Source organism: Bremerella alba, from assembly GCF_013618625.1.
In the GTDB taxonomy this organism is placed as follows: domain Bacteria; phylum Planctomycetota; class Planctomycetia; order Pirellulales; family Pirellulaceae; genus Bremerella; species Bremerella alba.
Genome location: NZ_JABRWO010000005.1, coordinates 357551 through 380668 on the forward strand (window position 1 = coordinate 357551; position 23118 = coordinate 380668).

The 23118-nt window shown below is 54.8% G+C and carries 26 protein-coding genes; 12 read left to right on the forward strand and 14 right to left on the reverse strand.

The features are described from left to right. Window positions 1-169: 169 nt before the first annotated feature. Both HOV93_RS10890 and HOV93_RS10895 read right to left on the reverse strand, forming a co-directional pair. Window positions 170-1288: a GTP-binding protein gene (locus HOV93_RS10890; protein WP_235990161.1), complete on the reverse strand. Its 1119-nt coding sequence runs from the start codon at window positions 1286-1288 to the stop codon at window positions 170-172. Window positions 1289-1468: 180 nt separating this feature from the next. Beyond that, entirely contained in the window at window positions 1469-1849 is a 381-nt protein-coding gene (locus tag HOV93_RS10895; protein ID WP_207396525.1) for a hypothetical protein, read from the reverse strand. Between the two features lie 173 nt (window positions 1850-2022). Between HOV93_RS10895 and proC the strand changes: the two genes are divergently transcribed. Further along, complete coding sequence (gene proC / locus HOV93_RS10900; protein ID WP_207396526.1) at window positions 2023-2838, forward strand: pyrroline-5-carboxylate reductase; 816 nt, start codon at window positions 2023-2025, stop codon at window positions 2836-2838. A 72-nt stretch (window positions 2839-2910) separates the two neighbouring features. Continuing rightward, on the forward strand, window positions 2911-3162 hold the full coding sequence (locus tag HOV93_RS10905) for a hypothetical protein (RefSeq protein ID WP_207396527.1): 252 nt from the start codon (window positions 2911-2913) through the stop codon (window positions 3160-3162). Between the two features lie 120 nt (window positions 3163-3282). On the opposite strand, the gene HOV93_RS10910 is transcribed toward HOV93_RS10905, so the two are convergent. The 3 genes from HOV93_RS10910 to guaA all read right to left on the reverse strand — a co-directional run bounded on the left by HOV93_RS10910 (window position 3283) and on the right by guaA (window position 7204). Further along, window positions 3283-3474, reverse strand: a complete 192-nt coding sequence (locus HOV93_RS10910; RefSeq protein WP_207396528.1) for a hypothetical protein — start codon at window positions 3472-3474, stop codon at window positions 3283-3285. A 100-nt stretch (window positions 3475-3574) separates the two neighbouring features. Then, window positions 3575-5248, reverse strand: coding sequence for an energy-dependent translational throttle protein EttA (gene ettA / locus HOV93_RS10915; RefSeq protein WP_207396529.1), 1674 nt, complete (start codon window positions 5246-5248; stop codon window positions 3575-3577). 372 nt (window positions 5249-5620) lie between these two features. After that, on the reverse strand, window positions 5621-7204 hold the full coding sequence (gene guaA, locus HOV93_RS10920; RefSeq protein ID WP_207396530.1) for a glutamine-hydrolyzing GMP synthase: 1584 nt from the start codon (window positions 7202-7204) through the stop codon (window positions 5621-5623). A gap of 308 nt (window positions 7205-7512) precedes the next feature. Between guaA and HOV93_RS10925 the strand changes: the two genes are divergently transcribed. From HOV93_RS10925 to HOV93_RS10940, 4 genes are all read left to right on the forward strand, one after another. Next, entirely contained in the window at window positions 7513-7812 is a 300-nt protein-coding gene (locus HOV93_RS10925) for a DUF2185 domain-containing protein (RefSeq protein WP_207396531.1), read from the forward strand. Between the two features lie 142 nt (window positions 7813-7954). Then, window positions 7955-8143: a tyrosine-type recombinase/integrase gene (locus HOV93_RS10930; protein WP_207396532.1), complete on the forward strand. Its 189-nt coding sequence runs from the start codon at window positions 7955-7957 to the stop codon at window positions 8141-8143. Between the two features lie 64 nt (window positions 8144-8207). Next, window positions 8208-8525, forward strand: coding sequence for a hypothetical protein (locus HOV93_RS10935; RefSeq protein ID WP_207396533.1), 318 nt, complete (start codon window positions 8208-8210; stop codon window positions 8523-8525). A gap of 203 nt (window positions 8526-8728) precedes the next feature. After that, window positions 8729-9217 (forward strand): molybdate metabolism regulator, encoded by a 489-nt coding sequence (locus tag HOV93_RS10940; RefSeq protein WP_207396534.1) that lies wholly within the window; start codon window positions 8729-8731, stop codon window positions 9215-9217. A 196-nt stretch (window positions 9218-9413) separates the two neighbouring features. On the opposite strand, the gene HOV93_RS10945 is transcribed toward HOV93_RS10940, so the two are convergent. Further along, on the reverse strand, window positions 9414-9788 hold the full coding sequence (locus tag HOV93_RS10945; protein ID WP_315853386.1) for a hypothetical protein: 375 nt from the start codon (window positions 9786-9788) through the stop codon (window positions 9414-9416). Between the two features lie 243 nt (window positions 9789-10031). After that, window positions 10032-10550: a hypothetical protein gene (locus tag HOV93_RS10950; protein WP_207396535.1), complete on the reverse strand. Its 519-nt coding sequence runs from the start codon at window positions 10548-10550 to the stop codon at window positions 10032-10034. A gap of 795 nt (window positions 10551-11345) precedes the next feature. On the opposite strand from HOV93_RS10950, the gene HOV93_RS10955 reads away from it, so the two are divergent. The 3 genes from HOV93_RS10955 (at window position 11346) to HOV93_RS10965 (ending at window position 13605) form a co-directional block, all read left to right on the forward strand. Further along, window positions 11346-12104, forward strand: coding sequence for a hypothetical protein (locus HOV93_RS10955; RefSeq protein ID WP_207396536.1), 759 nt, complete (start codon window positions 11346-11348; stop codon window positions 12102-12104). A gap of 71 nt (window positions 12105-12175) precedes the next feature. Then, on the forward strand, window positions 12176-12949 hold the full coding sequence (gene surE, locus HOV93_RS10960) for a 5'/3'-nucleotidase SurE (RefSeq protein ID WP_207396537.1): 774 nt from the start codon (window positions 12176-12178) through the stop codon (window positions 12947-12949). Window positions 12950-13068: 119 nt separating this feature from the next. Beyond that, the gene (locus tag HOV93_RS10965; RefSeq protein WP_207396538.1) at window positions 13069-13605 is read left to right on the forward strand and encodes a hypothetical protein; all 537 of its coding nucleotides are present in this window, start codon (window positions 13069-13071) and stop codon (window positions 13603-13605) included. Between the two features lie 60 nt (window positions 13606-13665). Here the strand turns inward: HOV93_RS10965 and HOV93_RS10970 are convergent, their stop codons facing one another. From HOV93_RS10970 to HOV93_RS10980, 3 genes are all read right to left on the reverse strand, one after another. Next, window positions 13666-15084 carry a sulfatase-like hydrolase/transferase gene (locus HOV93_RS10970; RefSeq protein ID WP_207396539.1) on the reverse strand — a complete coding sequence of 473 codons (1419 nt, stop codon included), beginning with the start codon at window positions 15082-15084 and terminating at the stop codon, window positions 13666-13668. Between the two features lie 84 nt (window positions 15085-15168). Continuing rightward, window positions 15169-15945 (reverse strand): tetratricopeptide repeat protein, encoded by a 777-nt coding sequence (locus HOV93_RS10975; protein ID WP_207396540.1) that lies wholly within the window; start codon window positions 15943-15945, stop codon window positions 15169-15171. Further along, on the reverse strand, window positions 15932-16360 hold the full coding sequence (locus HOV93_RS10980; RefSeq protein WP_207396541.1) for a hypothetical protein: 429 nt from the start codon (window positions 16358-16360) through the stop codon (window positions 15932-15934). The genes HOV93_RS10975 and HOV93_RS10980 overlap by 14 nt, the downstream gene beginning before the upstream one ends. Window positions 16361-17144: 784 nt before the next feature. Between HOV93_RS10980 and HOV93_RS10985 the strand changes: the two genes are divergently transcribed. After that, complete coding sequence (locus HOV93_RS10985; RefSeq protein WP_207396542.1) at window positions 17145-17372, forward strand: carbon storage regulator; 228 nt, start codon at window positions 17145-17147, stop codon at window positions 17370-17372. A 70-nt stretch (window positions 17373-17442) separates the two neighbouring features. Here the strand turns inward: HOV93_RS10985 and HOV93_RS10990 are convergent, their stop codons facing one another. Further along, the gene (locus tag HOV93_RS10990) at window positions 17443-18492 is read right to left on the reverse strand and encodes a DegT/DnrJ/EryC1/StrS family aminotransferase (RefSeq protein ID WP_390814336.1); all 1050 of its coding nucleotides are present in this window, start codon (window positions 18490-18492) and stop codon (window positions 17443-17445) included. On the opposite strand from HOV93_RS10990, the gene HOV93_RS25750 reads away from it, so the two are divergent. Together HOV93_RS25750 and HOV93_RS10995 are read left to right on the forward strand one after the other, a co-directional pair. Then, window positions 18406-18600 (forward strand): hypothetical protein, encoded by a 195-nt coding sequence (locus tag HOV93_RS25750; protein ID WP_235990165.1) that lies wholly within the window; start codon window positions 18406-18408, stop codon window positions 18598-18600. The two genes, HOV93_RS10990 and HOV93_RS25750, sit on opposite strands and share 87 nt — an antisense overlap. Window positions 18601-18741: 141 nt before the next feature. Beyond that, entirely contained in the window at window positions 18742-20847 is a 2106-nt protein-coding gene (locus tag HOV93_RS10995) for an esterase/lipase family protein (RefSeq protein WP_207396543.1), read from the forward strand. Window positions 20848-20875: 28 nt separating this feature from the next. On the opposite strand, the gene HOV93_RS26380 is transcribed toward HOV93_RS10995, so the two are convergent. From HOV93_RS26380 to HOV93_RS11010, 3 genes are all read right to left on the reverse strand, one after another. Then, a complete protein-coding gene (locus tag HOV93_RS26380; RefSeq protein ID WP_207396544.1) occupies window positions 20876-21262 on the reverse strand; it encodes a carbon storage regulator in 387 nt (128 codons plus the stop codon). A gap of 662 nt (window positions 21263-21924) precedes the next feature. Continuing rightward, window positions 21925-22509, reverse strand: a complete 585-nt coding sequence (locus tag HOV93_RS11005) for a hypothetical protein (RefSeq protein ID WP_207396545.1) — start codon at window positions 22507-22509, stop codon at window positions 21925-21927. 7 nt (window positions 22510-22516) lie between these two features. Beyond that, on the reverse strand, window positions 22517-22867 hold the full coding sequence (locus HOV93_RS11010; protein WP_207396546.1) for a hypothetical protein: 351 nt from the start codon (window positions 22865-22867) through the stop codon (window positions 22517-22519). Between the last annotated feature and the right edge of the window lie 251 nt (window positions 22868-23118).

The following is a 23118-nucleotide window of genomic DNA, read 5'->3' on the forward strand; positions in this document are numbered from 1 at the left end:
CCAAGAGCCCAAGAAGCGTCTGGGACGCGATGCGTGAAACCAGCGAAGCAAGGAAAACCTTACCGGCTAGGGCGAAAACCCTCGTCTTCACCAGCAGCCCCAGAAAGCAGGGCAGATGGTGCCCCACACCCATGGCCGTTTGGGCATGGCGACGTTGCTGCTTGGCCCGTTAACTGCTCGGCTTGGCAAAGCGATGCGTCGGCACAGGGCGACCGGGGCGGAAGCTTTGGGTTTGGTGAAACGCGACTGTCACCCCCATTTGGCTGGCTACACTTTCGACCACCTCTTCAACCTGAGCACGAAGCGCTTCTGGGTCGACCGCCACGCGAGCATTGACGACCACATGAGCGAGTTTCGTCTGGCAGTGCGAAGGAAGCGAAAGCACCGCAGGCGTGTCGCTACTGACCAGGTTGGCTACACCATAGGCGCCTTCCCACAGACCGATTGTCTTCAGGTGAGCGGTCTCTGCTTGGATAGCTTCCAGCCGCTGACGTAGCCCTTCCACAATCCCCAGCAGCAAATCGTCCAGCACGAATACCTCGTCGCTGGTGGCATCCAAACTGCTGTTCAACCAACCTAGTTCCGCTTCCCCTTCGGCGTATAAATCGTAATCTAGCTCGAGGATTTTTTGACCATAGGATCCGCGCTGATCGAGCATTTCGATCAGGCCATCCATCCCTTCGCCTGACTTGGCTGACATCCGCAGAATGGGTGTATCTGGTGCGAACTGGCTAAGCAGTGTCGAGAGTTCTTCGACTTGCTCGGCACTCAGTTCGTCGATGCGATTAATGATCAGGAAATCGGCTTCCTCCAACTGCTTCTCGAAGATGTAAGCCGCTTTGGGCGAGAAGCCAGCTTGGGCTTCCTTCCGCAAGATCCGTAAACCGTGCGAAGGCTTCAAGATCACTCCGTAGGGTGCCACATCGAACTGGGCATCAAAGAGCTGCATCAGCGGCTGAACGACCGTAGCGACCAAGTCCGTGCAACTGCCGACCGGCTCGGCAATCACAACGTCAGGGCGTTCGTCGACGGCAAGCGTTTCGACCGTCGAGGTTAGCTCGTTGAAGTTACAACAAAAGCAAGCCCCGGCGACTTCCCCCACGTTCAGCCCCTGCGAACGAAGCAAATTCGTATCGACCAGATCGGCGGCCTGGTCGTTAGTCACAACCCCAACCTTTAGGCCTTGATCTTGATACTGCTTGGCCAAGCGACCTATCGCCGTTGTTTTGCCAGCCCCAAGAAAGCCACCCAGCATCACGAAACGGATTTTATGCGGTTCATTCGACATCGGCGGGATTCTTTCTACGAACAGGAGGATATTCTTACCAACCTAAGAATATCGTTTTAGGCCGTCCGCTTCAATCACGAGCCGAAGCAAAACGCTCTCGACGAGCAGCATTAGCGCATCAAAAAGCCACCCTGACAAACACCAGGGCGGCTTCTGGAAATTGGATTGCTGGGCCGACGACTAGAACTTGGCACGTTCCAGGTCTAAGAAGTCGCTAACCGTTTGAGGCGGGCCCGGATCGGGCTCGGAGGTGAACCAATTACCGAACCAGGAGGAATCTTCCTGCTTCTTAGAAGAGCGGTATCCGCCGTTGTAGGTGTAACGTTTCTTCTTATGGTCGTCACCATCGTTGAACGGATTCATGTAGTCCGCCGTCGTGGTGAAGAAGTCCTTCGTGCCATTGTTGATTTTTTGTATCGTGCTGGGGCCCTTCGATTTTTTTTTCGAGGACGAACCCATCCAGCTCATTGGATTATACCATTCGGCGGACGCTATCGTCGGTACGGAAACCACACATACGCAAACGAGTGTCCAGATGACCAGTTGTTTGTTACGAATCATTTCTCCGACTCCTTCAGTAGAAATTTACCAGGGGCGGATAATTGCAACTCTGGCCAAAGGCGTCTAGGCCAATTTGACCATTTTCTGACTGGGTGACAGCACGCCTGCCGATTGCTGCCCAAACCGATATTACGTAGAGTGACAGCACCTTTAGCAGCTATGAGGATGCATTGATGTCGAATGATTCGCCCCGCGTGGGCTTTTTGGGGGCCGGGCAAATGGCCATGGCCATGGCCCATGGCATTGTCACACGTGGAGGCGTGCCAGGCAGTCACATAATCGCCGCAGATCCCTTCGCAGACGCGAGAACTCGTTTCGAGCAAGAGATTCCTGGAGCCCAGGCCACCGACTCGAATCAAAAGGTGATCGACCAAAGCGATGTTGCCTTCATTGCGGTTAAGCCGCAAATGATGGCCGACGCAGCGAAGTCCTTGACGAAAGTCCCGGACACTTGCCTGCTGATCTCGATTGCCGCCGGGGTGACCCTAAAGCGGCTAGTTTCGCTATTTTCCACGCAGCGAATCATTCGAGTGATGCCCAACACGCCTTGCTTGGTCGGACTTTCCGCTTGCGCTTTTTCCGCAAACGAAGGCATTCAGCAAGCAGACATCACACGGACCCAGAAGCTGTTAGAGGCCACCGGCATCGCGATTCAAGTCCCAGAAAAGCAGTTGGATGCGGTCACGGGCCTTTCGGGCAGTGGCCCGGCTTTCGTCTATATGCTGATTGAAGCAATGACCGATGCAGGCGTCCGACAAGGGCTGCCGCGATCGGTCGCCCTGCAGCTTACAGCCCAAACGGTCAAAGGGGCAGCAGAAATGGTTCTGGCAACCGGGCAGCATCCTGCGGCGCTTAAAGACAACGTGACCAGTCCCGGCGGAACGACTATTGCTGGCGTCCACGAGCTTGAGAAAAAGGGCTTTCGCGGGGCGATTATCGACGCGATTACGGCCGCGACAGAGCGTTCTCGAGAATTAGGGCAGGATTGACAACGCAAACCGCCGATGCCACTAATATAATGAAATGGTTAAAGAGACTGCCTGTATGAGAAGGAGTCGCCCATGAGTTCGCTTTTTTGCATCATCGACGACAAACACGTACCGATCTATCGCATCTTATGGATTTCGGATGTACCACACTTTTGTGGCGAGTCCGATTGCCTGTATGAAGGCCGGTACGAAGTTCGCCTGGAACAAGGCGAATCACTGTGGACCAATCGCGATGAACGCGACGAAGTCCTGAAGGTTCTCGAAAAGTGGCACACCGGGGATGACCTGGATGCCGGTGGTTCCGATTCCGAGAACTGGTCGTAACCTAAATTCACACCCCAATCTAACACTCTATATCAACAAAGGACCTGGCCGCCGACGGCCAGGTCCTTTGTTTTTAAGACCAGGGTTTTTCCCGAATCATTCCACCTGCCGCAATACGGCCTACTTCTTGGCAGTCTTCTTTTTGGCGGCCTTTTTCTTCGGTGCGGCAGCGCTTGCTTTCTTGCCGCTCGCTTTGGCAGCGGCTTTGCTCGTCGACTTTTTGGTGGACTTCTTTTTGGCAGGGCTCTTGCCGAAGGCCGATTCCCAACCGGAAGCGTACTTTTCGGTGGAACCCAAGCGAATGATAGACACGGTAAAAAACCTCCTAGAAACTGCTAAGTCCTGAACGCATGTCAGGTTCGTGAATCATTGAGTTAGTTAAAAACGTTTTTTGCCAATTGGTCAAGGACCGTTAGCGTTTCAGCTTCTTGTATTTGAAACGATGAGGCTCGTCTGCGTTGCCGCCCATACGTTCTTTACGCTGACGTTCGTAGGTATCGAAGTTCCCTTCGCACCAGTGAACGTAGCCATCTCCTTCAAAGGCCAGGATATGGGTAGCAATACGATCCAAAAACCAGCGATCGTGGCTCGTAACCACCACGCACCCGGCGTAGTTCAAAATGGCTTCTTCCAAAGCACGCAGCGTGTCGACGTCGAGATCGTTGGTCGGTTCGTCCAACAGCAGCACGTTCGAGCCGCGCCGCAGCAGGGTTGCCAAGTGAACGCGGTTTCGTTCACCGCCTGACAGCACGCCGACCTTCTTTTCCTGATCGGGGCCTTTGAAATTGAAACGAGAGACATACGAACGAGCGTGGATCGTGCGTTTGCCTAACTCGATCGTATCGTGACCGCCGCTGATCTCTTGGAAAACCGTTTTATCCGGATCCAAGGCATCGCGCGACTGGTCGACGTACCCCAGTTCAACCGTATCGCCGATCACAATTTCGCCTGAATCGGGCGTATCTTGACCGGTCAGCATGCGGAACAGGGTGGTCTTACCGGCACCGTTGGGACCGATGATCCCAACGATACCCCCGGGTGGCAGGCGGAAGTTGAGATTCTCGACCAACAGCTTTTCGCCAAAGCCTTTGTTGACGTTATTGACGTCGATGACCTGGTCGCCCAACCGCTTGCCGGAGGGAATTTGGATTTCAAATTCGTCCGGTTGGTCTTCGTACTGCTCGTCGACCAGTTTCTCGTAGGCGTTGATACGGGCCTTACCCTTGGACTGCTTTGCCTTGGCGGAAGAGCGGATCCACTCCAACTCTTTCTGCAGCGTCTTCTGTCGGGCTTCGCTTTGCTTTTCTTCGATGGCCAGACGCTTTTGCTTCTGTTCCAACCATGACGAGTAGTTCCCCTCGAACGGGATTCCTTTGCCGCGGTCGAGTTCCAGAATCCAGCCGGCCACGTTATCAAGGAAATAACGATCATGGGTCACAGCGACGATCGTACCGTGGTATGCGGCCAGATGATGTTCCAGCCACAAAATCGATTCGGCGTCCAAGTGGTTCGTCGGTTCGTCCAGCAGAAGCAAGTCCGGCTTGCGAAGCAGCAACTGACACAGCGCGACGCGACGAATTTCACCACCCGACAAATTGGTGACGCCTGATTCCGGGTCCGGCAGGTTCATCGCAGTCATCGCGATTTCGACTTCACGATCGAGTTCCCAACTGTTGGTCGCTTCGATCTTGTCTTGCAGCGTCGCCATCTCTTCATAGAGGGCGTTCATTTCCTCTTCCGGCAGATCTTCGCCCAGCTTACCGGTGATCTCGTTGAAGCGAGTCAGAAACCCGCGGCGCTCGGCGACGGCTTCTTCGACGTTCTCGTAAACATTCTTTTCAGGATTGAGGTGCGGCTCTTGAGGTAGATAACCGGCCGTAAAGCCATCGCTAAGATGGGCTTCTCCATCAAATTCCTTGTCGATCCCTGCCATGATCTTGAGCAGGGTACTTTTACCGGCTCCATTTCGGCCGAGAACGCCAATTTTTGCACCTGGATAGAATGCTAGCCAGACTTCCTTTAATATTTCGCGCGGACCAATTTTCTTGGACAGCCGTTCCATCTGGTAGATATGTTTCTTGCTCATTGAAATCGCTAAATCCCGTTTTAGGGGAAAAGTTCTAGTCCTTGCGCTTTACTGTACTGTTAATTTCGTGTGTGGGCGTACGTAAAATAAACTACCGCAAACCGTTTTCCGCCGGAAAATAATCTGCCATCAGCTCGTTTTTGACGCTTGCAAGCTCACCATTCTCTGGTACCATCCGAAGTGTTGGAAGCACACTCCAACGCTCACTAATCTCATATCTTGTCGGTACGAATAAGTTCGGTTTCGAGGACTATACATCCCAATCCTCGCCCCGCCAAAAACTGAATTTGTTTCGCGCCTTCCCAATCTACAGCGTGGCTAGTCCCCCTAGCCACGCTTTTTTTATTTCTTGTCTGAGGCAAACTGGGGCGATTATTCCCACTCGATAGTGGCTGGGGGCTTGGTGCTGATGTCGTAGCACACCCGGTTCACCCCTTTGACCTCGTTGATAATTCGCGTCGAGATCCGCGCCAGGACCTCGTAGGGGAGGTCGCTCCAGGTCGCCGTCATGAAGTCGTCAGTATCGACGCAGCGGACGCACACGGCGTTATCGTAGGTTCGGGCATCGCCCATGACGCCCACGCTTTGAACCGGCAGCAACACGGCGAAGCACTGCGAGGTCTGCCGATATAGGTTCGCTGACTTGATCTCGTTAACCACGATGGCGTCTGCTTCACGCAAGACAGCCAACTTATCTTCGGTTACCTCTCCTAAACAGCGTACGGCCAAGCCAGGGCCGGGGAAAGGATGCCGCCAGACGATATCTTCTGGCAGGCCCAGTTCGATACCCAACCGGCGAACTTCGTCTTTGAACAAATCTCGCAGCGGTTCGATCAGGTCGAAACCCAATTCCTCGGGCAGCCCGCCTACGTTGTGATGCAGCTTGATCACCGCAGCCGGGCCGTCTTGTGCCGCACCACTTTCGATAACGTCAGGGTACAACGTCCCTTGAGCAAGGAACTTGGCGTCCTCGATCTTGGTCGCTTCTTCCTTGAAGCACTCGATGAATTCGAAGCCGATTCGGCGGCGTTTTTCCTGAGGATCAGACACACCGGCCAGCTTCGTGAGGAAGCGTTCCTTGGCGTTGACCACATGCAGATCGGTTTTGAAGTGCGAGGAAAACTCGGAGATAACCGCCGCTTCTTCGTCTTTCCGCAGCAGCCCGTTGTCGACGAGGATACACGACAGTTGATCGCCAATGGCTCGGTAGAGCAGGGCGGCCACCACCGAAGAGTCGACCCCGCCCGACAAGCCGCAAATCACACGGGAATCGCCCACTTCTTCGCGAATCTTGGCAATCGTTTCGCGAGCGAAATCACCCAGTTTCCAAGTTCCTTCGCAGCCGCAGATGGTGATCACGAAGTTCCGCAGAATCTGGCTACCCAGCGGTGTATGCGTAACTTCCGGGTGGAATTGAATACCGTACTGCTTGAGCTCGACGTGACGCATCGCGGCCACGGGGCACGTACGAGTAGAAGCCAATGGGCGGAACAAACCGCTGATCTGCTCGACCTGATCGCCGTGGCTCATCCACACGTCGGTCTCGTCTGGCAGACCGGCCAGTAGGTCTTTGCCGTCGTCTATCTTGATATGAGCGTGGCCATATTCGCGGGCCGAGGCGTTACGCACGTTGCCACCAAAGCGTTCACACATCAGCTGCATGCCGTAGCAGATGCCGAGGATCGGGATGTTCAGATCGAAAATGCCTGGGTCGCACTTGGGTGCGTCCGGCTCGTACACGCTGGAAGGCCCGCCGGAAAGGATAATTCCCTTGGGGGCCAGCTCTTGGATCCGCTCGGCCGTAATATCGTGCCGCACAATTTCACAGTAGACGTGCTGTTCTCGCACGCGTCGCGCGATCAACTGGGCGTACTGCGAACCGAAGTCGAGAACCAGCACGCGTTCCGAGTAGATGTCTTGGATCCCAGAGGAACTGACGGAGGCGGTATCAGGCATGGTTTCCGTCCGTGAACGTCGAGCTCAGTCGGCCCGACCAGGAAATGAAAAATCCCGCCGAACTATGGGGCGGGACATGGAAACGAGCGATTATATCGCGACTTAGGCAGGCGTCCAACCGTGCCGTAGTCCGTTTGGGTGAACTCGCGGGAAACCTTCCACTTAGTTGGCAAGTTTGAAGTATTCAGCTTTCAGAAGAGGTGAACGGAGGCCAAACGTTGGGCATCATCTCCCCGATCGGGTGGGCCTGCGGGTACACTGTTAGGCAGCGACCATCGAACCGTCTACCGACTCAGGAGCCACGATCGATGAAACCACCACACGCCCTCAATACCGCAGTCATCGTCTGCGGGCACGTCGCCCACGAGGGGCTGCCCATCCTATGTGCTTTGCTCGGTGACCCTGACGACCCCGATTCCGAGGAAGACACCAGCTGGCAGTTTCTATGCGATACCGGCCAAGACGAAGCAATCGAATACGCCCAGGTTTGGGCCCTGAGCAACGTCCTGAAACGAGAACCAACACTTCGCCCCTGGATGAATGTCCCCGTCGGCACACGCCTAGTACGCGAATCGGCTACGGCACCATGGCGGATTGCGGAAGATTAGGTTGATACTGCTCGAGTGAGCCTACCAAACTGAGAGTACTTTTAGATAGCGTGCGCGGACGGTTCATTGGAAGCCGGAAAGACCCTCGTCCTTTCTTCCTCTTCAAGCAAAAAAGACCTGCCTCCGTTTCCGTCCGAAACGCGTGACGGCTCATCCACTGCGTCACTCGCTGGCAACCCATCTGATCGAGGCGGGCTATGACATCCGCACGGTACAAAAACTCCTTGGTCACAGTGGCGTTAGGACGACGACGATTTATACTCATGTCTTGAACCAGGGAGGCCGCGGCGTCCTCAGCCCGGCTGATTTCGACAGCCTGGATTCCGAATAACGTGCGCACGTTATTCGGAAAGGTTCTGAATAAACACTAGTTACCCGACTAGAAGGCAGGTGTGATGGTAAGGCGCAAACCACGTCACAGCAACTTGCCGTATTCTCCTCAGCACATGAAGCTGCTCGAGAACGCGTTGGACTCGCTGGATCGGCTGTTTGACAACGAATCGACTGCCGTTGACGTTTACACGATACTTTTCGCAACTGCGTCTGCCATGGCAGACACTGACATGCACGAATTGCTCTCTTCAACATCAAACGAACTTCATCGCATTATTCGCACTGGTCCTCCGGCATCTCAAGCTGTTCGTGATCAAGCACTAGACGCCACGGACAAGCTGCGCGGCCGACTTGCTGAAGTTTTACCATTTCTAACTTGACCACAACTAATTGTTTGCAGTTGATGCTTGCTCGGCCTGTTGCTGGTCGGATAAACTAGTGGATTGCACTCATCGATCATTCGCCGCCACATCCAACCGACGGATAACCAGAAAATTGCACTGGAGCGGCGGTGGCAGGCGTTTCAAAGTGGATGATCAACTCCCGCCGGCCAGTGAATTTCAACGTTCTGCCACTGAATCCCATGACTGAACACGACCCCTTCAACGAACCTGAAACCGCGCATCCTCGCGCACGGGAACTGATGCGCGAGCCGTTGTTCTGGGACTGCGTCGACGAGGGTGCGCCGTTTGGGAGCGACGAAGGCAGCGATGCCTACTACGAATGGCGAAATTGGCGATCCGAGAATCCGGATGCCCCTCTAACCACTTGCTTCAATTGGATTCTCGATGGCAATCTCAATAATTACAACGAAACGCTAGCATCGAATGCGCAGGTCGAGACTGACTTGGCTAATCCTGACGACGCGTTTCTCAGCGACCACTTCGACATCTTCACATTGGACACGACAATCATCGCAACTGGCCTTGGACAATTGATGGACGAGGGGAAGATCGACAACGATGCAAAACCATTCATTCGCGTAGCAATCAAACGCCAACGCAATCCAAAGGCCGGGCAATACGATTCAATGACGCTTGATGCCATTGCTCGTGTCGTGGACGAATCATGACTTGGCAGAACCATCCAATGCACCCGAGCGGCGAAGTCGGGCGTTTTCAAATGGACAATTTCCCGTCGCCGCCGGGTGATTGGTGACGCTCTGTGCACAAATGATTAAGACCGAGGATTTGCTTGGCCGCTTTCACAGATGACGAGATTGAGAGACCAAAGGGGACGAGAGACCAAAGGGGACGGGGGTCTTTTCTCTAACTGCTCTTACGCGGCCGCCCGCGGGGGCGGAGGGTGTAACTCAAGCCGGAACGCTGGGCCTCGGCTTGTGTCCATTCTTGATTGCCATAGGGTCGGCCGCGGCTGACGCATTGGCGGAGGGCGCCGAGTTCTTTCTCGCGAAGTGATTCGTTCACACGTTGGAGCCAGTTGGGCGTTCGAGCAATTGGCCAGGGAGAAAGCAGCCGGGGCTCCCGATCGGCTTTGTTCGTCCAACGCCAATGAGCGTGGTAACGCTGCGTGTGCGTGGCCGTGACCCAGCGGAGCATCCGCCCCATCAGGCCGTCTTGCTTGGGACGAAGAATCAAATGCCAATGATTGGGCATCAACGTCAGTGCGAAGAAATGCTTCATAGTCTTCCTCTTTGCGAAAGAGGGCTTGCCGAGCATTCCCACGATTCAGGGCATGATAGATCGAACCTCCCTCATCGGCACGCTTTTGTCGAGGCATGGCACTTCACCGAGCAGCAAATGGGATCGTGGACTATTACCGAATAGTGTATCATACCCCCAAGGCATACTAAAGACCCCCGTCCCCTTTTCTTCCCCCCCGAGATCATTGCTGACTCAGTCAATATCAGGTAAACGTGTGAATAACTACATTTTAACTTCACGGTAGTCCGCTGGAGGTTCAAAACAATCACGCGGGGGAACTTCGTAACTTACATTGACAGCCTTCACGGTTAGGACTTCATCCCCTAGAGAGTTTAGTGTAACCTTCTTCAGCCTTAGACCAGTCGTCGTATCGACATGCACATATCCTGTGGGGTCTACAACATCACGCGCAAATACCGCATACTTACTTACCGTAATTCCATTGATTGTATCGTTACACTCAAACGTCCACAGTTCATCTGTGGGGTTAGAATCGGTCATGGCGCTTAAGCTTTCGGGGCTTAATGGCATTGACATGTATTTCGACTGCTGAGGCAATACACTATACATGATCCCTTTGTCTGGGCGTACTATTGAAATAGTGATATTGCCATGAGCATGTGTTTCTGTTCGTCGGAGTGGTTCATCAATTATTATGCGCAATGTTATTCCGTCACTGCGGACCAGTTCCGCACTATATTTCTGTGGCATTGGGGCTGGTGGTATTTTATTAGAAGTCATGTGTTACCTGCTTTAGGTGTCGCTATTGCACCCTGTCCTATATTCCAATCATTGAGGAAACTAAAAACGCGCCAGCAAATTGTCCCTGCCCCCGAGCATTGAGGGAGAAAAGGGGACGGGGGTCTTGTCTCTAACTACTCTTACGCGGCCGCCCGCGGGGGCGGAGGGTGTAACTCAAGCCGGAACGCTGGGCCTCGGCTTGTGTCCATTCTTGATTGCCATAGGGTCGGCCGCGGCTGACGCATTGGCGGAGGGCGCCGAGTTCTTTCTCGCTAAGTGATTCGTTCACAGAGACAGGAACGGGGGCAGGTCTCTTTTCTCGGTTATGTTACGTTTTAGACTGTTATCTCCATTCGGCTACTGCATCATAATCTTAGCTGGCTAAGCCGGTTGAGAACTTAGCACTTCCACGACATCGTCCCGCGGCTGGGTGGCCCCAAAAAAAATCGCGGGTTTTTGTTAGCTCTGCAACCCAAACGCCCAAGCGGGCTTAGGTGTTGTCTGGGATCGTGGTTCGAGCCTTTCGGCTAAAAAAACTTGCTGGCGCTCTAGCAAAAGCGCACACCAGGCTGGTATACCTAAATTCATCGCCGGGGTCACTTCTCCGGCTTCTTTATTTTCTGCTCGGTCCCGTGTGTATTTCTTCACGTTCAGGGACCCAATTGCGACGCCCAAATCTTCTTGGGTATTCGACGCCGGAACCCTTCTAAGTTGGGCTACCGATCGAACTATTTGACCTAAACGCGTGCCCTAATCGCGGCACGCCTGTTCCCTTTCACCGAAAGAAGTATTGCTATGTCTACCCCCATCGAAACACCAAGTCAGAACAGCCCTGCCGATGCCTGTGAAGGTCCGGCAACGCCGCTTGCCGACCGCATCCTGCATGTCTATCAGAGCATGCAGGCAGAGCTGCGTCAGAAGCAGCGCCAGATCGACCGCTTGCAGCAGGAACTGAGCGCGCTGGACGAAGCTGAAGCACGCGAAGCGTCTCCGCCGCCGGCGACCCAGCGCGCAGGCCAACGTCCGCCTGGGCTGGGCCGAAAATCTCGTCGGATGCCAAAGAAAGTGCCGGTGTGCCGGCCGATCTGCCCTGCCAGCGGCGACCGATCAGTGGATGCCCCATCGGATCAGCCTAGGACGCTGCAGAGCGAACGGAAGTCTTGTCTTTCGCGGGAAGAAGAGGGGACGGGGCGGCTCTGTAGAAAACAGCACAATCAGTTCAACCCCGCTAGCCGACCTTCTAACGTAGCAGCCCCTAGCGAGCGTTACGAGCAGATCTCCGCCGGATGTTTTGGTCACCGCTTGGGCCGACGCGATCGGACTTGGCTTTATTCCCCAACTTCAGGACGCTGTAGAAAGCGGCCCTGCGACGGCATTAGCAACGGAGTGCGCTGTTCAACGGAGAAAAATGTCCCCGCTGACTACGAAAGAGGCAGTTCCGTAGGCAACGGAAATAAGCATCCACCCCAGGGCTCTCTGGCCCCGCATGTTAGCAATGTTTTCCGGTACTGGTCGCCTGTCGTAAAGGGTGCTGAAATCGCCACCCAACGTTAAGCCTTGGTGCGCCTCGTTTACCCGGGTTCAAATTGCCGTAAGATGAACAAAAAACCCGAGGTGGAACCACGATGAAAATTCTTTTGGCGAATGACGATGGCATTTACGCTCCTGGTTTGGCGGCGATGGAAAAGGCGTTGCGGGCCATTGGGGACGTGACGGTGATTGCTCCGGCGACCGAGCAGAGCGGGGTAGGGCACTCGATTACGTTTCTGACGCCGCTGGTTTGCAAAGAGATCTACGATGGCGATCGACGGCGAGGTTATGCCGTGGAAGGGAGCCCTGCTGACTGCGTGAAGTTGGGCGTGGTCGAACTGATGGACGAGCGGCCAGATTTGATTGTCAGCGGGATTAACGGCGGGCTGAACGCTGGGATCAACGTGCTGTATTCCGGGACCGTCGGCGCGGCGATTGAAGGGGCCTTCTTCGGGATCACCAGCATTGCCGTTTCGCTGGAATGGGACGAGCATGCCCAGTTTGATCGGGCGGCGGAAATGGCTCGACAGGTCATCGCCCAGATCCTTGAGCGCAAATCGGACTCTCCCAGGCTGTACAACCTGAACATTCCCACCCCCGCCACGAAGCTACCTCCGGGGGAGGCCGAGTTGAAGATTGTGCCGATGGGTGTGATGCGTTACGGCGAGCACTTCGTCAAGCGGAAGGATCCCCGAAACCGGGACTATTACTGGGCTACCGGCGATCCACGGCCAGAACATGGCGAAGAAGAAACCGATCTCTCGGCGCTGGAAAAAGGGTATCTGACCCTCACACCACTGCACTTTGATATGACCGAACGTGCGCAAATCGACGAAATGAAACCTTGGAATCTGAAAGTCCTTGACTAGGGTAGAAGTATCCCGATTCACTTTTCATTTTTGTTTACCGGCAGTTGAGGCCGGCGTCGAAGTGCGCACTTGTGCGTGGATGGAGTCCGCGTCGCTGCGCGTGAATGATCGACAGTGCCATGTTTGTTCGAAAAGTGATTGTGCTAGGGATTTTGTCCCTGGCCGTAACCGCAGTATCCGCCAATCCAGCGACGGCTAACGATTGGCTGCTTGCCCCCAGTTTCTATAGCCACGATCCGCAAACGGGCCAGCGGGCGGTGCAGTATTCGCAGCCGGAGCCGGCCTACGTTTACGAGACCCCCAGCTACCTGAAGTCTGGCTATCACCATCGCCGTTCAACCATTCAAAATGGTGACGGAAGCATGGATCAATTGCATATCGTCGAAGAATGGGGACGCCCGGTACGTCCGTATGGCGAATGGGAACGCCCGTTCCGTCCGTACTCGGTTCCCTATCAGCTTTGGGGACAGCCATACGGCGGCTTAGGTCCGATCTACCAGAACTTCCAGAACGGGCCTTATCCCGGCCCAGGTCCCGGCGGACCTGGCCCCGGTAGACCACCCCAGGGCGGTCCCGGGCAAGGTTGGCCCGGACAAGGTGGCGGCCACAATGGTGGTCACGGTGGCGGAAACAACGGCGGGCATCGTTCGATTTAAGCCCGCCCTCTAGCCTGACCTTAACACCATGGGTTGCTGAAAAACACGCGTGCCTGAAAGCTACCGCGCTTCCGCGAACCAGTCAGGTGCGTTCTTCGTCGCTTCGTCGTACTTGTCGAGCAAGCCCTTCTGCAACTTGCTGGCGATCTCGGGATGCTCGGCCGCGACGTTCTTGGTTTCGCCGATGTCCTCGGTCAGGTTGTATAGCTCGAACGCTTTGAACTTTGCGCCTTGGATCAGCGCGTAGTCTCCCTTTTGGTAAGCGGCCCCTGGCTTCACTTGGCCTTGGTCCCACAGGGCTACCAGCTTCCAGTCGCCATCGCGGACCGCGACCTTGGCATCGTGGTACGCGCGATAGTAGTGCCAGAACAACGGCTTGGCTCGCTCGACGGGCTCGCCTTGCAGCATGCCAACCAGGCTGGTTCCATCGAGCTTGGCGTCGGCAGGAATTTCGGCTCCGGCCAGTTCGCAGAACGTGGGTAAGAGATCGAGCGAGCAGACCGGCACGTCCGATTCCGTTCCTGGTTCCAGCTTCCCCGGGAAGCGGGCAATGCCAGGCACGCGAATTCCGCCGTCGTAGATGTGCAGCTTCATGCCTCGCAGCGGCCCCGGCGAGCCGTGCGATCGCCAGGCACTGCCGTAGCGATTGAGCGTCTCGGGGCCGTTATCGCTGGTGAATAGCACGAGCGTGTTGTCGGCCAGGTTCAACGTATCAAGGGTCTGCATCAAGCTGCCCACGGCGCGGTCCATGTTCGTGACGTTGGCGTAGTACAACGCTTCCCCCTTCTTGTCGGCGTCGGGGTAAGTCTCGACCAGGTCGTCAGGCGAAGCGATTGGCTCGTGCGGTTCGTGAAACGTTACGAGCGCAAAGAAGGGCTTTCCGTCGTCTTTGATCTCCTTGAGCCAATGAGCCGCTTCACCAGCCACCACCTGGCATGAAAAATCTTGAGTAGGACCGACCTTCTTACCGTTTCGGACGAAGTTGTTGGGGTTCTTATGCGTGGGAGACGCGTTGTTCTGCGTGGCAAACCAATAGTCGAAACCGAGATCATTCGGCTGCGGCTGCTTGGGCGAATTGAACATGCCGTTGCAGTGCCATTTGCCAAACAGCCCGGTCTGGTAGCCAGCTTCTTTGAGCAGTTTGGCAACGGTCGTTTCGTTCGCTTTGACATGCATCGGAGAGCCGCCGGGAATCCAATCGTAGATGCCAACTTGCGTAGGCGTTTGCCCGGTCACCAGGCCGGCTCGCGATGGCGAACAAACAGGCGAGGCACTATAGCACGAGGTGAAACGCACCCCTTCGGAAGCGAGCTTATTGAGGTGAGGTGTTTTGATCGTCGGATGACCGTAACACTCGAGGTCGCCGTAGCCGAGGTCGTCGCACTGAATGACCAGGAAGTTCGGTCGCTGCTGGGCCGACGCGGTTTGTGAAACGGCAGCCATTAGAATCAGCGTGAACAATAGAAGAACGCGTTGCATGGGGTGCATCTCGAAGGGGTAGATGATTGTAGAGGGGGAGTCGCTGGGTGCGTGTCCCAGAATAACGCAGTAAACCGCGAAAAGCTACTTTTCCTCGGTGGCTTGCTTCTTTTGACGTTTCAAGACGTCGCGATGCGCAATCCCGGCCGTCTGCCACATGTAGGTGCTGATACGCGAAGATCCTGCAGACAGCAGCTTCGGATCGGCTGCCATTTTCAGGTACTTGGCAGCCAGGTCGTCTTTCCCTTCGGCCACGTAGTACAGCCCTACGTACAGCAGCGTGTAGAAGCGATAGCCGGCGGCAGCTTCTCCGGTGAGGTTGGTCTGCTCCATTTGCTCGAGCAATTTCTCGGGCGTGACCTTACCACGATAAAGCTCTAACACCTCTTGTAAGCCTGGCCGTGGGTCGCGTTCGATTGGGATGAGCGTTTCGCGGGCCTTGGCGAGCCCCTCGGACTTGGCCAGGCAAAGGTATCGAAAGACCGAGTTCTCTACATCCTGATCGTGATAATTTTGGTAGTCGAGAAATTGCTGGGCCCCATCGGCATAGTCGCCGGCGTAGTAGCAAGAGATGCCGCGTTCCCACAAGCTGTCGCTACGGCTGGGCTGAAGCTTAATGAGTTGATCGAAGTCGTTGACCGACGCTCGAAAGTTCTCGGCCTTGTAGTTCTCGGTAGCGCGAATGTAATAGAGATTCGGCACGCTAGGCTTCCGTTTGATCATTTCGTCAAGCACCGTGACCGCTTGCTTGTGATCTTCCTTGTCCATAGCTTGCCGCAGCTGCGCATCTAGCTGGGCCAAGGTTTGCTCTTGAGCGATCCCCCAAACCGGAAAGAAGAGAACCAGCTTAAGGGCGATCAAACAAAGAAATCTGGTTGCTGAATTCTCGGTGCACATCTTGAACGATCCGTTGAAGGGGCTTACGGCGGATACGTCGCTGGGCTTCTTCCAAAAGGCACCACCGCGAGCGAAAGTCAATCGGGCCGGTAGCTTCGGGGTGTTTACCCATATATTGAAACACATGAACACGGATGATGCCGGGCTCTTCGTTTCGCGAGCGACGTAGCGTAGCGAATGGCTTAGATGCTAGCGAACGAACGGCAAGATGCCAACGGTCTTCGACGTGATGGACGATCTGCTGTGGGTCATGGTGGTCGACCAAAGAGAAGTCGGGAAATCCCCAGCGTGCTCGATCTTGGTCTGATTTCAGCCAAAACTCCACACCTAGTGACGTTCGCCGAACGACCACAGCACAGATCCATTTTCCCTGGGGCATTCGAGGTCGTACTAAGCAAAGGTCAACTAGCAGAGAATTAAAACATGCAGCCCATTAGCGGGCCCCTCCGCGATGGTACTGAACATTCAGCATATCGGCAACAATTAAGATCGATGACCAGGATTTTTCTAGAAAATGCCACCGGAATGAGGTAGGCAAGTGTCTTCCCTGGTGCTGTAAACCTGAATTTCTCCATAAGTCTAAATGTCCGACACCCATGGGCTTGTTGGTTGGTTTTTCGTTAACCCGCCTGATTGCCGAGCGACCATCGTTCCACTTCTATCAAACGATTGCGTTTCGCCGCTGACTCGTAACGGCACGTCAATCTGAGACGCCTACGCCCAAAAACCCCCATCATGAGCCATTCGTGACGCGATCAAGGAAAGATAATGCCCTCTTCATACCTTTCTAACGCGTAATTAGAGCTCGACTAGTCGTTTGAACGCATGCGGTTAACCGCAGTAAACGGGCTCTCAAGTGGGAAAATCGTCCGTTTTGATCTCAGTTTGACAGGCGGTTCTCAAATTAAGACAGCGTGTCGACCAGACGGGCGTATTTCTTTAGCCATTCTCAACAAATTTTTCGTGCGAGAAAGCCATAGGGCATAAGAACTTACATAAAACTCAAGGTCAACCTAGACAGTTTTGTTGGTTTCTGGCCCTTGAGTTGCACTAGTGATTTGGCATGGAGAGGGTGTTCGACACGGAGGGTGTCGAGGCCTCACCGAGGGCATAGTACCCGGTCAAGAAGATCCAATTTAATCAAGCCATGGAGGAGTGAGGTCATGTTAGTTTTAAGTCGAAAAGTCGGCGATTCCATCAAGATTGGTGACAACATCGAGATTGTCGTGAATCGTATTTCCGGTAACCGAGTCACCATCGGCGTTGAAGCCCCGAAGGACGTTCGTATCCTACGCGGTGAAGTCGAACTCGAACTTGATGACGACGCTGTCATGGCCCTGACCGGCCTGATGAGCTCGAATGAAGCTAGTTTTAGCCATTCCGCTGGCTAGTGCCTTTGCCCCAACGCCGTTGGTTACATCAACCACGTTCCTAGGATCGCGGCGTTGGGAGTCAGATGCTCTATCGGTCGGAGTCGATCCCACGGTCAACGCATACCTCGAGTTCTCGCGAGATCCAACTGGCAGTCCAATCCACGGCCGCCGGCTCGTGCAGCAAAAGAGGATGGTGAAGTATTAATGTCCGGGATGCGGCATTTTCAGCCCCATGAAGCGTTCCTACTTTCCGAGCCTGGGTATTAGGACGTTTACTGAAACCGCGAAATCCCATTGCCAACGGCAGGCCTATTGCATCTGCTTTGCTGAACAGCAGCTTGGCAATTCGCTCTGACTCGGCAAGCCATGCGTGTTTATAAAACGCTGGTTCGCTGCCTGCCCTCAACGTTATGGGGCTAAGGTGGTCGTCCCACGGTGCGAGCCGTTCTTTAAGGCGTAGCGTGCTGCGTAATCTCGCTTGATTTCTATCATCAAGACGCTTCAACTGAGGAAGCAACACAGCCGCTTGTAGTTCGCTAAGCGGAAATGCGTGATTTCCTCGTTCGCAAAAGATCTTCGCTCGCTGCAAGACATCGGCACGCTTGGTCAGAATCGCACCACCACGACCGGCGGTCAGAAGTTTGCTTCCCCCGAAGCTTAAAACGCCTACGTCGCCAAAGGTCCCTAGACGCTGACCGCCGAGCCTGGCACCGGGGGCCTGACAGGCATCTTCCACGATGGCGATTGACTGGCGATCGGCCAGTTCTCGTATCGCTGGCATATCGGCGATGCCCCCGTGCAGGTGCGAAACGATCACGGCAGATGTCTTCGCCGTGAGTGCCGCCTCGATATTCTCGACATCCAAACACCAGGTATGCGGATTGATATCGACCAGCACAGGAAACAGGCCAGAGTCTTGAATCGCCCGAAAATTACCCGGGAAGTCGTACGCGGCGAGGATCACCTCCGACCCCTCAGGCAGGTTTAAACCGCGCAGGGCAATCTGCACGGCAATGGTACCGGAGGCGCATACTAGCGATGCCGTTACCTCATGAAACGTGGCCAACTCGGCCTCGAGCCGCTCGACGTGAGGGCCGTGATAGCGTCCCCAGCTACCATCTTCGTATGCGCCGAGCAGTGCATCTCGAATGGCCTGATCACCGGGGCAGGGCCAGGCGTTCCAACGGGGATCAAACGGGGGAAGATCGTCGCGATCGCTGATCGTAGGGCTCCTCGGCTAGAATAAAAATCTTCTCGATCTCACATTGACGCACTTTTCTCGATCTTTGTATTGTCTTCCGGCCTCTCGTCATGTCCAGCGTAGGACTTGGCTTCTTGGCATTTGCGTCCGCGGAGTTCCCTAATACCCGATACGAGATCGCGTACCATGACCCATCCCCAAAACTGGTTCATGCCCGTCATTTGCCGGCGTGGTTCGCGCTCAGGGTCCCATTGGATCGCCTTTTTCCTATTGGGCATCCTAATTTCTTCCGGCTGTGCCACGCAAAAGTGGGCCAGTGTTCGCAAGTCTCCCAGCAATCCGCTGGAAGGTCCGCTGCAGTTGATGTCGTACAGCGGCCCAAAGGTCACCGAACGCACGCGACAATCGCTGCGGGTGCTGGGTCTCGAAAACTACGCCGACGGCAGCTACGAAAAGGGCTTGGCTGAATTAGCGGAGATCATCGAGAGCGAACCAACACCCGATAACCTGTATACGTTTGCCGAACTATCATACATCGCCGCAACCCGAGCCGACGCAATGGGCAAGGACGCGACGGCCTTAGAACTGTACGCCGGCAGCGTGTCGCACGCCTATTACTTTCTGTTTGAATGCAAAGAAGGGGTCGCTGCCGATGGCTATGACCCGCGTTTCCGCCAGGCCTGCGACATTTACAACAAGTCGCTCGAAGGATCGCTGCGGCTGGTCAAAGCCCAGGGACGTTTGAAGCAAGGGGAAACGTACCGGATCAAAACGCCTAATCACGTCTTCCATGTTTCGCTCGATGCGATCGGTCGCTGGAAAGGCACCCAGTTCCAAGACTTCAAGTTCACTTCCGACTATCAAGTTGAAGGTTTGAAGAACCAGCATCGGCAGTACGGACTTGGTGTTCCGCTGATTGCCGAGTGCAAGGACCAGCCACCTCTGGCCCCCGGCTCTGACTACTTTCCGCCTAATCTAACGTTTGCCTTGACGGCATTTTTGCAGGTCGAACACACGCCGCAGATCGACCCTGAGACAAACAAGAAGATCCACTACTGCAAGATTTTGCTGTACGATCCGCTAGAGCAGCCGGAGATCGAGATCCACGGCCGGAAGATCCCCTTTGAAGCGGATATCAGCACGCCGCTGGCTTACCTGCTCGATTCGAGTTCGGTCGCGCCAACGTCCATGGCAACGTTGGGTCTGTTGAGCCCCGGCGAGCAGCAAGGGCAACGCGGCATCTATATGCTTGAACCGTACGATCCCAAGAAAATCCCGGTGATGATGGTTCATGGCTTGTGGTCGAGCCCGATGACATGGCTCGAAATGTTCAACGACCTACGTGCCCAGCCAGAGATCCGCGAAAATTACCAGTTCTGGTTCTATCTTTATCCGACGGGACAGCCGTTCTGGATTTCGGCCTCCCAGTTTCGCGCAGACCTGAACGCCATGCGGGCAGACCTCGATCCGCAGCAAACGGCACTGGCACTCGATCAAATGGTGCTGGTCGGTCACAGCATGGGAGGACTCGTCTCGCGCATGCAAACGATCGACAGCCAGAACGATTTCTGGAACTTGGTTTCCGATCAGCCACCTAGCCTGCTCAAAGGCAGCCCAGAAGATACCGACGCATTGAAGGACGTGCTGTTCTTCGAGCCCAATCGATCGGTTCGTCGCGTAATCACCATGGGCACGCCGCATCGCGGAAGCGACTTTGCCAACTCGACCACGCGCTGGCTAGGCAAGAACCTGATCGCGCTACCTAGCTTTGTAACCGGTCGAAGCAATCGACTAATCTCCGAAAACCCTGGGTTCTTCCGCGATCGAGATTTGCTAGAGATCAGCACGAGCGTCGATTCGCTGGCACCGGACTCGCCGGTGCTGCCGGAAATTCTGGACGCCCCCAAAGCACCATGGGTGCAGTACCACACGGTCATCGGCGTGGTCGACCAAGATACCTGGCTGGGCTACTTTGCAGGGCGTAGCGATGGAATCGTGAAGTACGAGAGTGCCCGCTTAGATGAGGCGATTTCAGAAAAGATCGTTACTGCGGATCACAATACGGTCCATCGCAATCCACAAAGTGTGCTAGAGGTTCGACGCATCCTTCGCGATCACGTCACCCAGTTACGGCAAGAATACTACAGCTCGCTAAAGCAACCGGCGATCGAAACGATCACGAACGATCCTGTGTTGCCGGTGGGTCACTTAGCCCCGGTCGAGCGGGCGGTTCCTCAACCGACCAATCCGCTGCGAACCAGCATCTATTCGACTCCCCCGTCGCCGAATTAAGCGTGACCAGGGGAGTCGTTTCTAAGTCTTAGCCAATCGAATTGGTCGCTCGGGCAGCTAGGAAGTCTCGCATGCTAGCGGCACGTGGGGAATCGTTTCGCTTGCTTTCGGTCGCTTCTGGCTTCATGCGATACGAAAGGACGCGGTACTCTTCTTTGCCCTGAGCACTGGCCGTTGCCGATTCAATTTGATCGATGCGCGACAGCGTTGACTGAGGCTCTGCTTCTTCAGCGGCAGATGCTTCTTCCACAGGAGCCGATTCCTCTTCGGGCTCGAGTTCAGCACGCACGATTTTCACGTCGTTAGGAGCGTCGATCCCGATGCGAACGGTGTTGCCTTTCACCTTCAAGATGGTGATGGTGACGCCTTCGCCGATATGAATTTGCTGCTGCTGCTTACGAGTAAGAACTAACATGGCTTTACACTCCGTTGCAAAAAGGGGAAATCCTGAGGTGGTTGTCTTGTGTCTCAAAGCAATTGCAAAGAGGATGCCAAACGACAACCAAATGATACGAATTGGTCTTAAATGGTTCTTTTCATTGGTTTTAGTGTAAATCTGTCCATCTGACCGCCTGCCAAGTAGTGTACAAATTTCCAATGGTTTGGCAACTAGTTTTGTCGAAATGACAATTCGGCAGAGGAAGAATTGCCAAAGTCACCCAATTCAGAATAGTGACCGTGGATGGAAACCGCTCGTAACGCCGCATCTACGCTCAGATGTAGAAACGTGAAGAGAATCGATCGCAAGCTCTGGCCCTCAATCAAAGGGCGGCTAAGGCATCCGGCATGAACCCAGTGGCAGGTCTCTACCTAATCAAGCTCTTGGCACGGGTTGCCTGCGTTTGAAAAGCAGATGCCATTCTTGCCCGGCGCAAAAAAAGGGCCCAGCCACATGACCAAGGGCAGCGTGTCGCTAATAAAGCGACTCAGGTCATGTGGCCGGGCTGGGGCTTGGTATTGAGCGGTTCTTGGTTTTTAGGTCGTTTAGCGACGTAATCAGCCCCCGAATGGCAAACCGAATTCTACCTCTTCTTCGTCTACGTAGATTACCGTAATTGGCATTCTGCGCAAGAATTTTCAAAATCCTGGGAGTATTACGGCAGAAACTGGCGGGGTGATCTCACCGGCTTGCTCTCCGCGCGGGTCGAAAAATTGATAGCCGATCACACGCCACTCGCCGTCGGGATCTTGCTGAAAGGTCAAAACGAGGAAGGTCGGGAAATCGCCGTTCCAGGCTTCGTTGTTCTTCAGATGCCCCGTCATTTTCACGTTAAGCTTGGCGACTCCGATAATGGGAGTACTGCCAGGGTTGATCGTAACCTCGAGGTTTTGCTTTAGCTTGACGCTCTCGATCTGCACGTAGGCCATTTGCCGCTCGGCCTCGGCTTTGATCTGCGGAGAATCGCTCGAGATGTACGACTTGACCCCTTCGGCATCGTTGGCCTCTAACGCTTCGGCGATCTCGTAGATGACCGCTTCAATTCGCTCGCCGTCGGTCACAATCGAATATTCCAACGCCAACAGCAGCCCGCAAATGGCGATCCACCCCATCAACAAGTACAGAAAGATCTGCTTGCCGGTTTGCAGCATGGTGCCAGCGAGAATCGCTCCGCCGATAACGGCGACGATGATGATTGGCAATGATTGTTCGAATATCCACATATCCAAATCACCGTGGGGTTGAAGTCTCGGGTGTCTCTTTTCCAAAAACGCGAAACCGCACATACCACAAACGGATCCACCCGACCGCTACCAACACGCCCAGCACGACAACCAGGTAGTTCCACCCGATCAGCGTGTCACCAGGGCTCGATACGGCCACCGGAGTTTGATTCGTGATCTCGTCCGCCGGATGGGCAAGCTGGCGTGCTTGATGCTGGCGTTCGATATTGGCCTGTCGGATATCGAGTTTCCCCTGAAAGGAAATCAAGAGAATCAGGGCCACCGTAGCGAACAGATAGAGCCAAAACCAGGGGGAATCGGAAATCGGCTCTTGCTGTGGGGTTGAACGCTCGCTCATGCAACTAGTTTATCCCACCCTAGCAGAATGGGCGAAAGAAAAAGCAAAGGGCCACGACGTGGCCCCCTAGGTTTGGCTAGTTTCCAGAGCTTCCCATTGGCAAAGGAAGAGGAAGATCAACCACAGGCCGGCACGAATGGACACCGATTAACGAATCAGAAAGTGCTTGTCACTGCTGGACGGACCCGCAGTAGCAAGCAACAACTCTTCGTATTCGTGATCATTCGTGCCAGTCCGTGGTCAAATTCTTC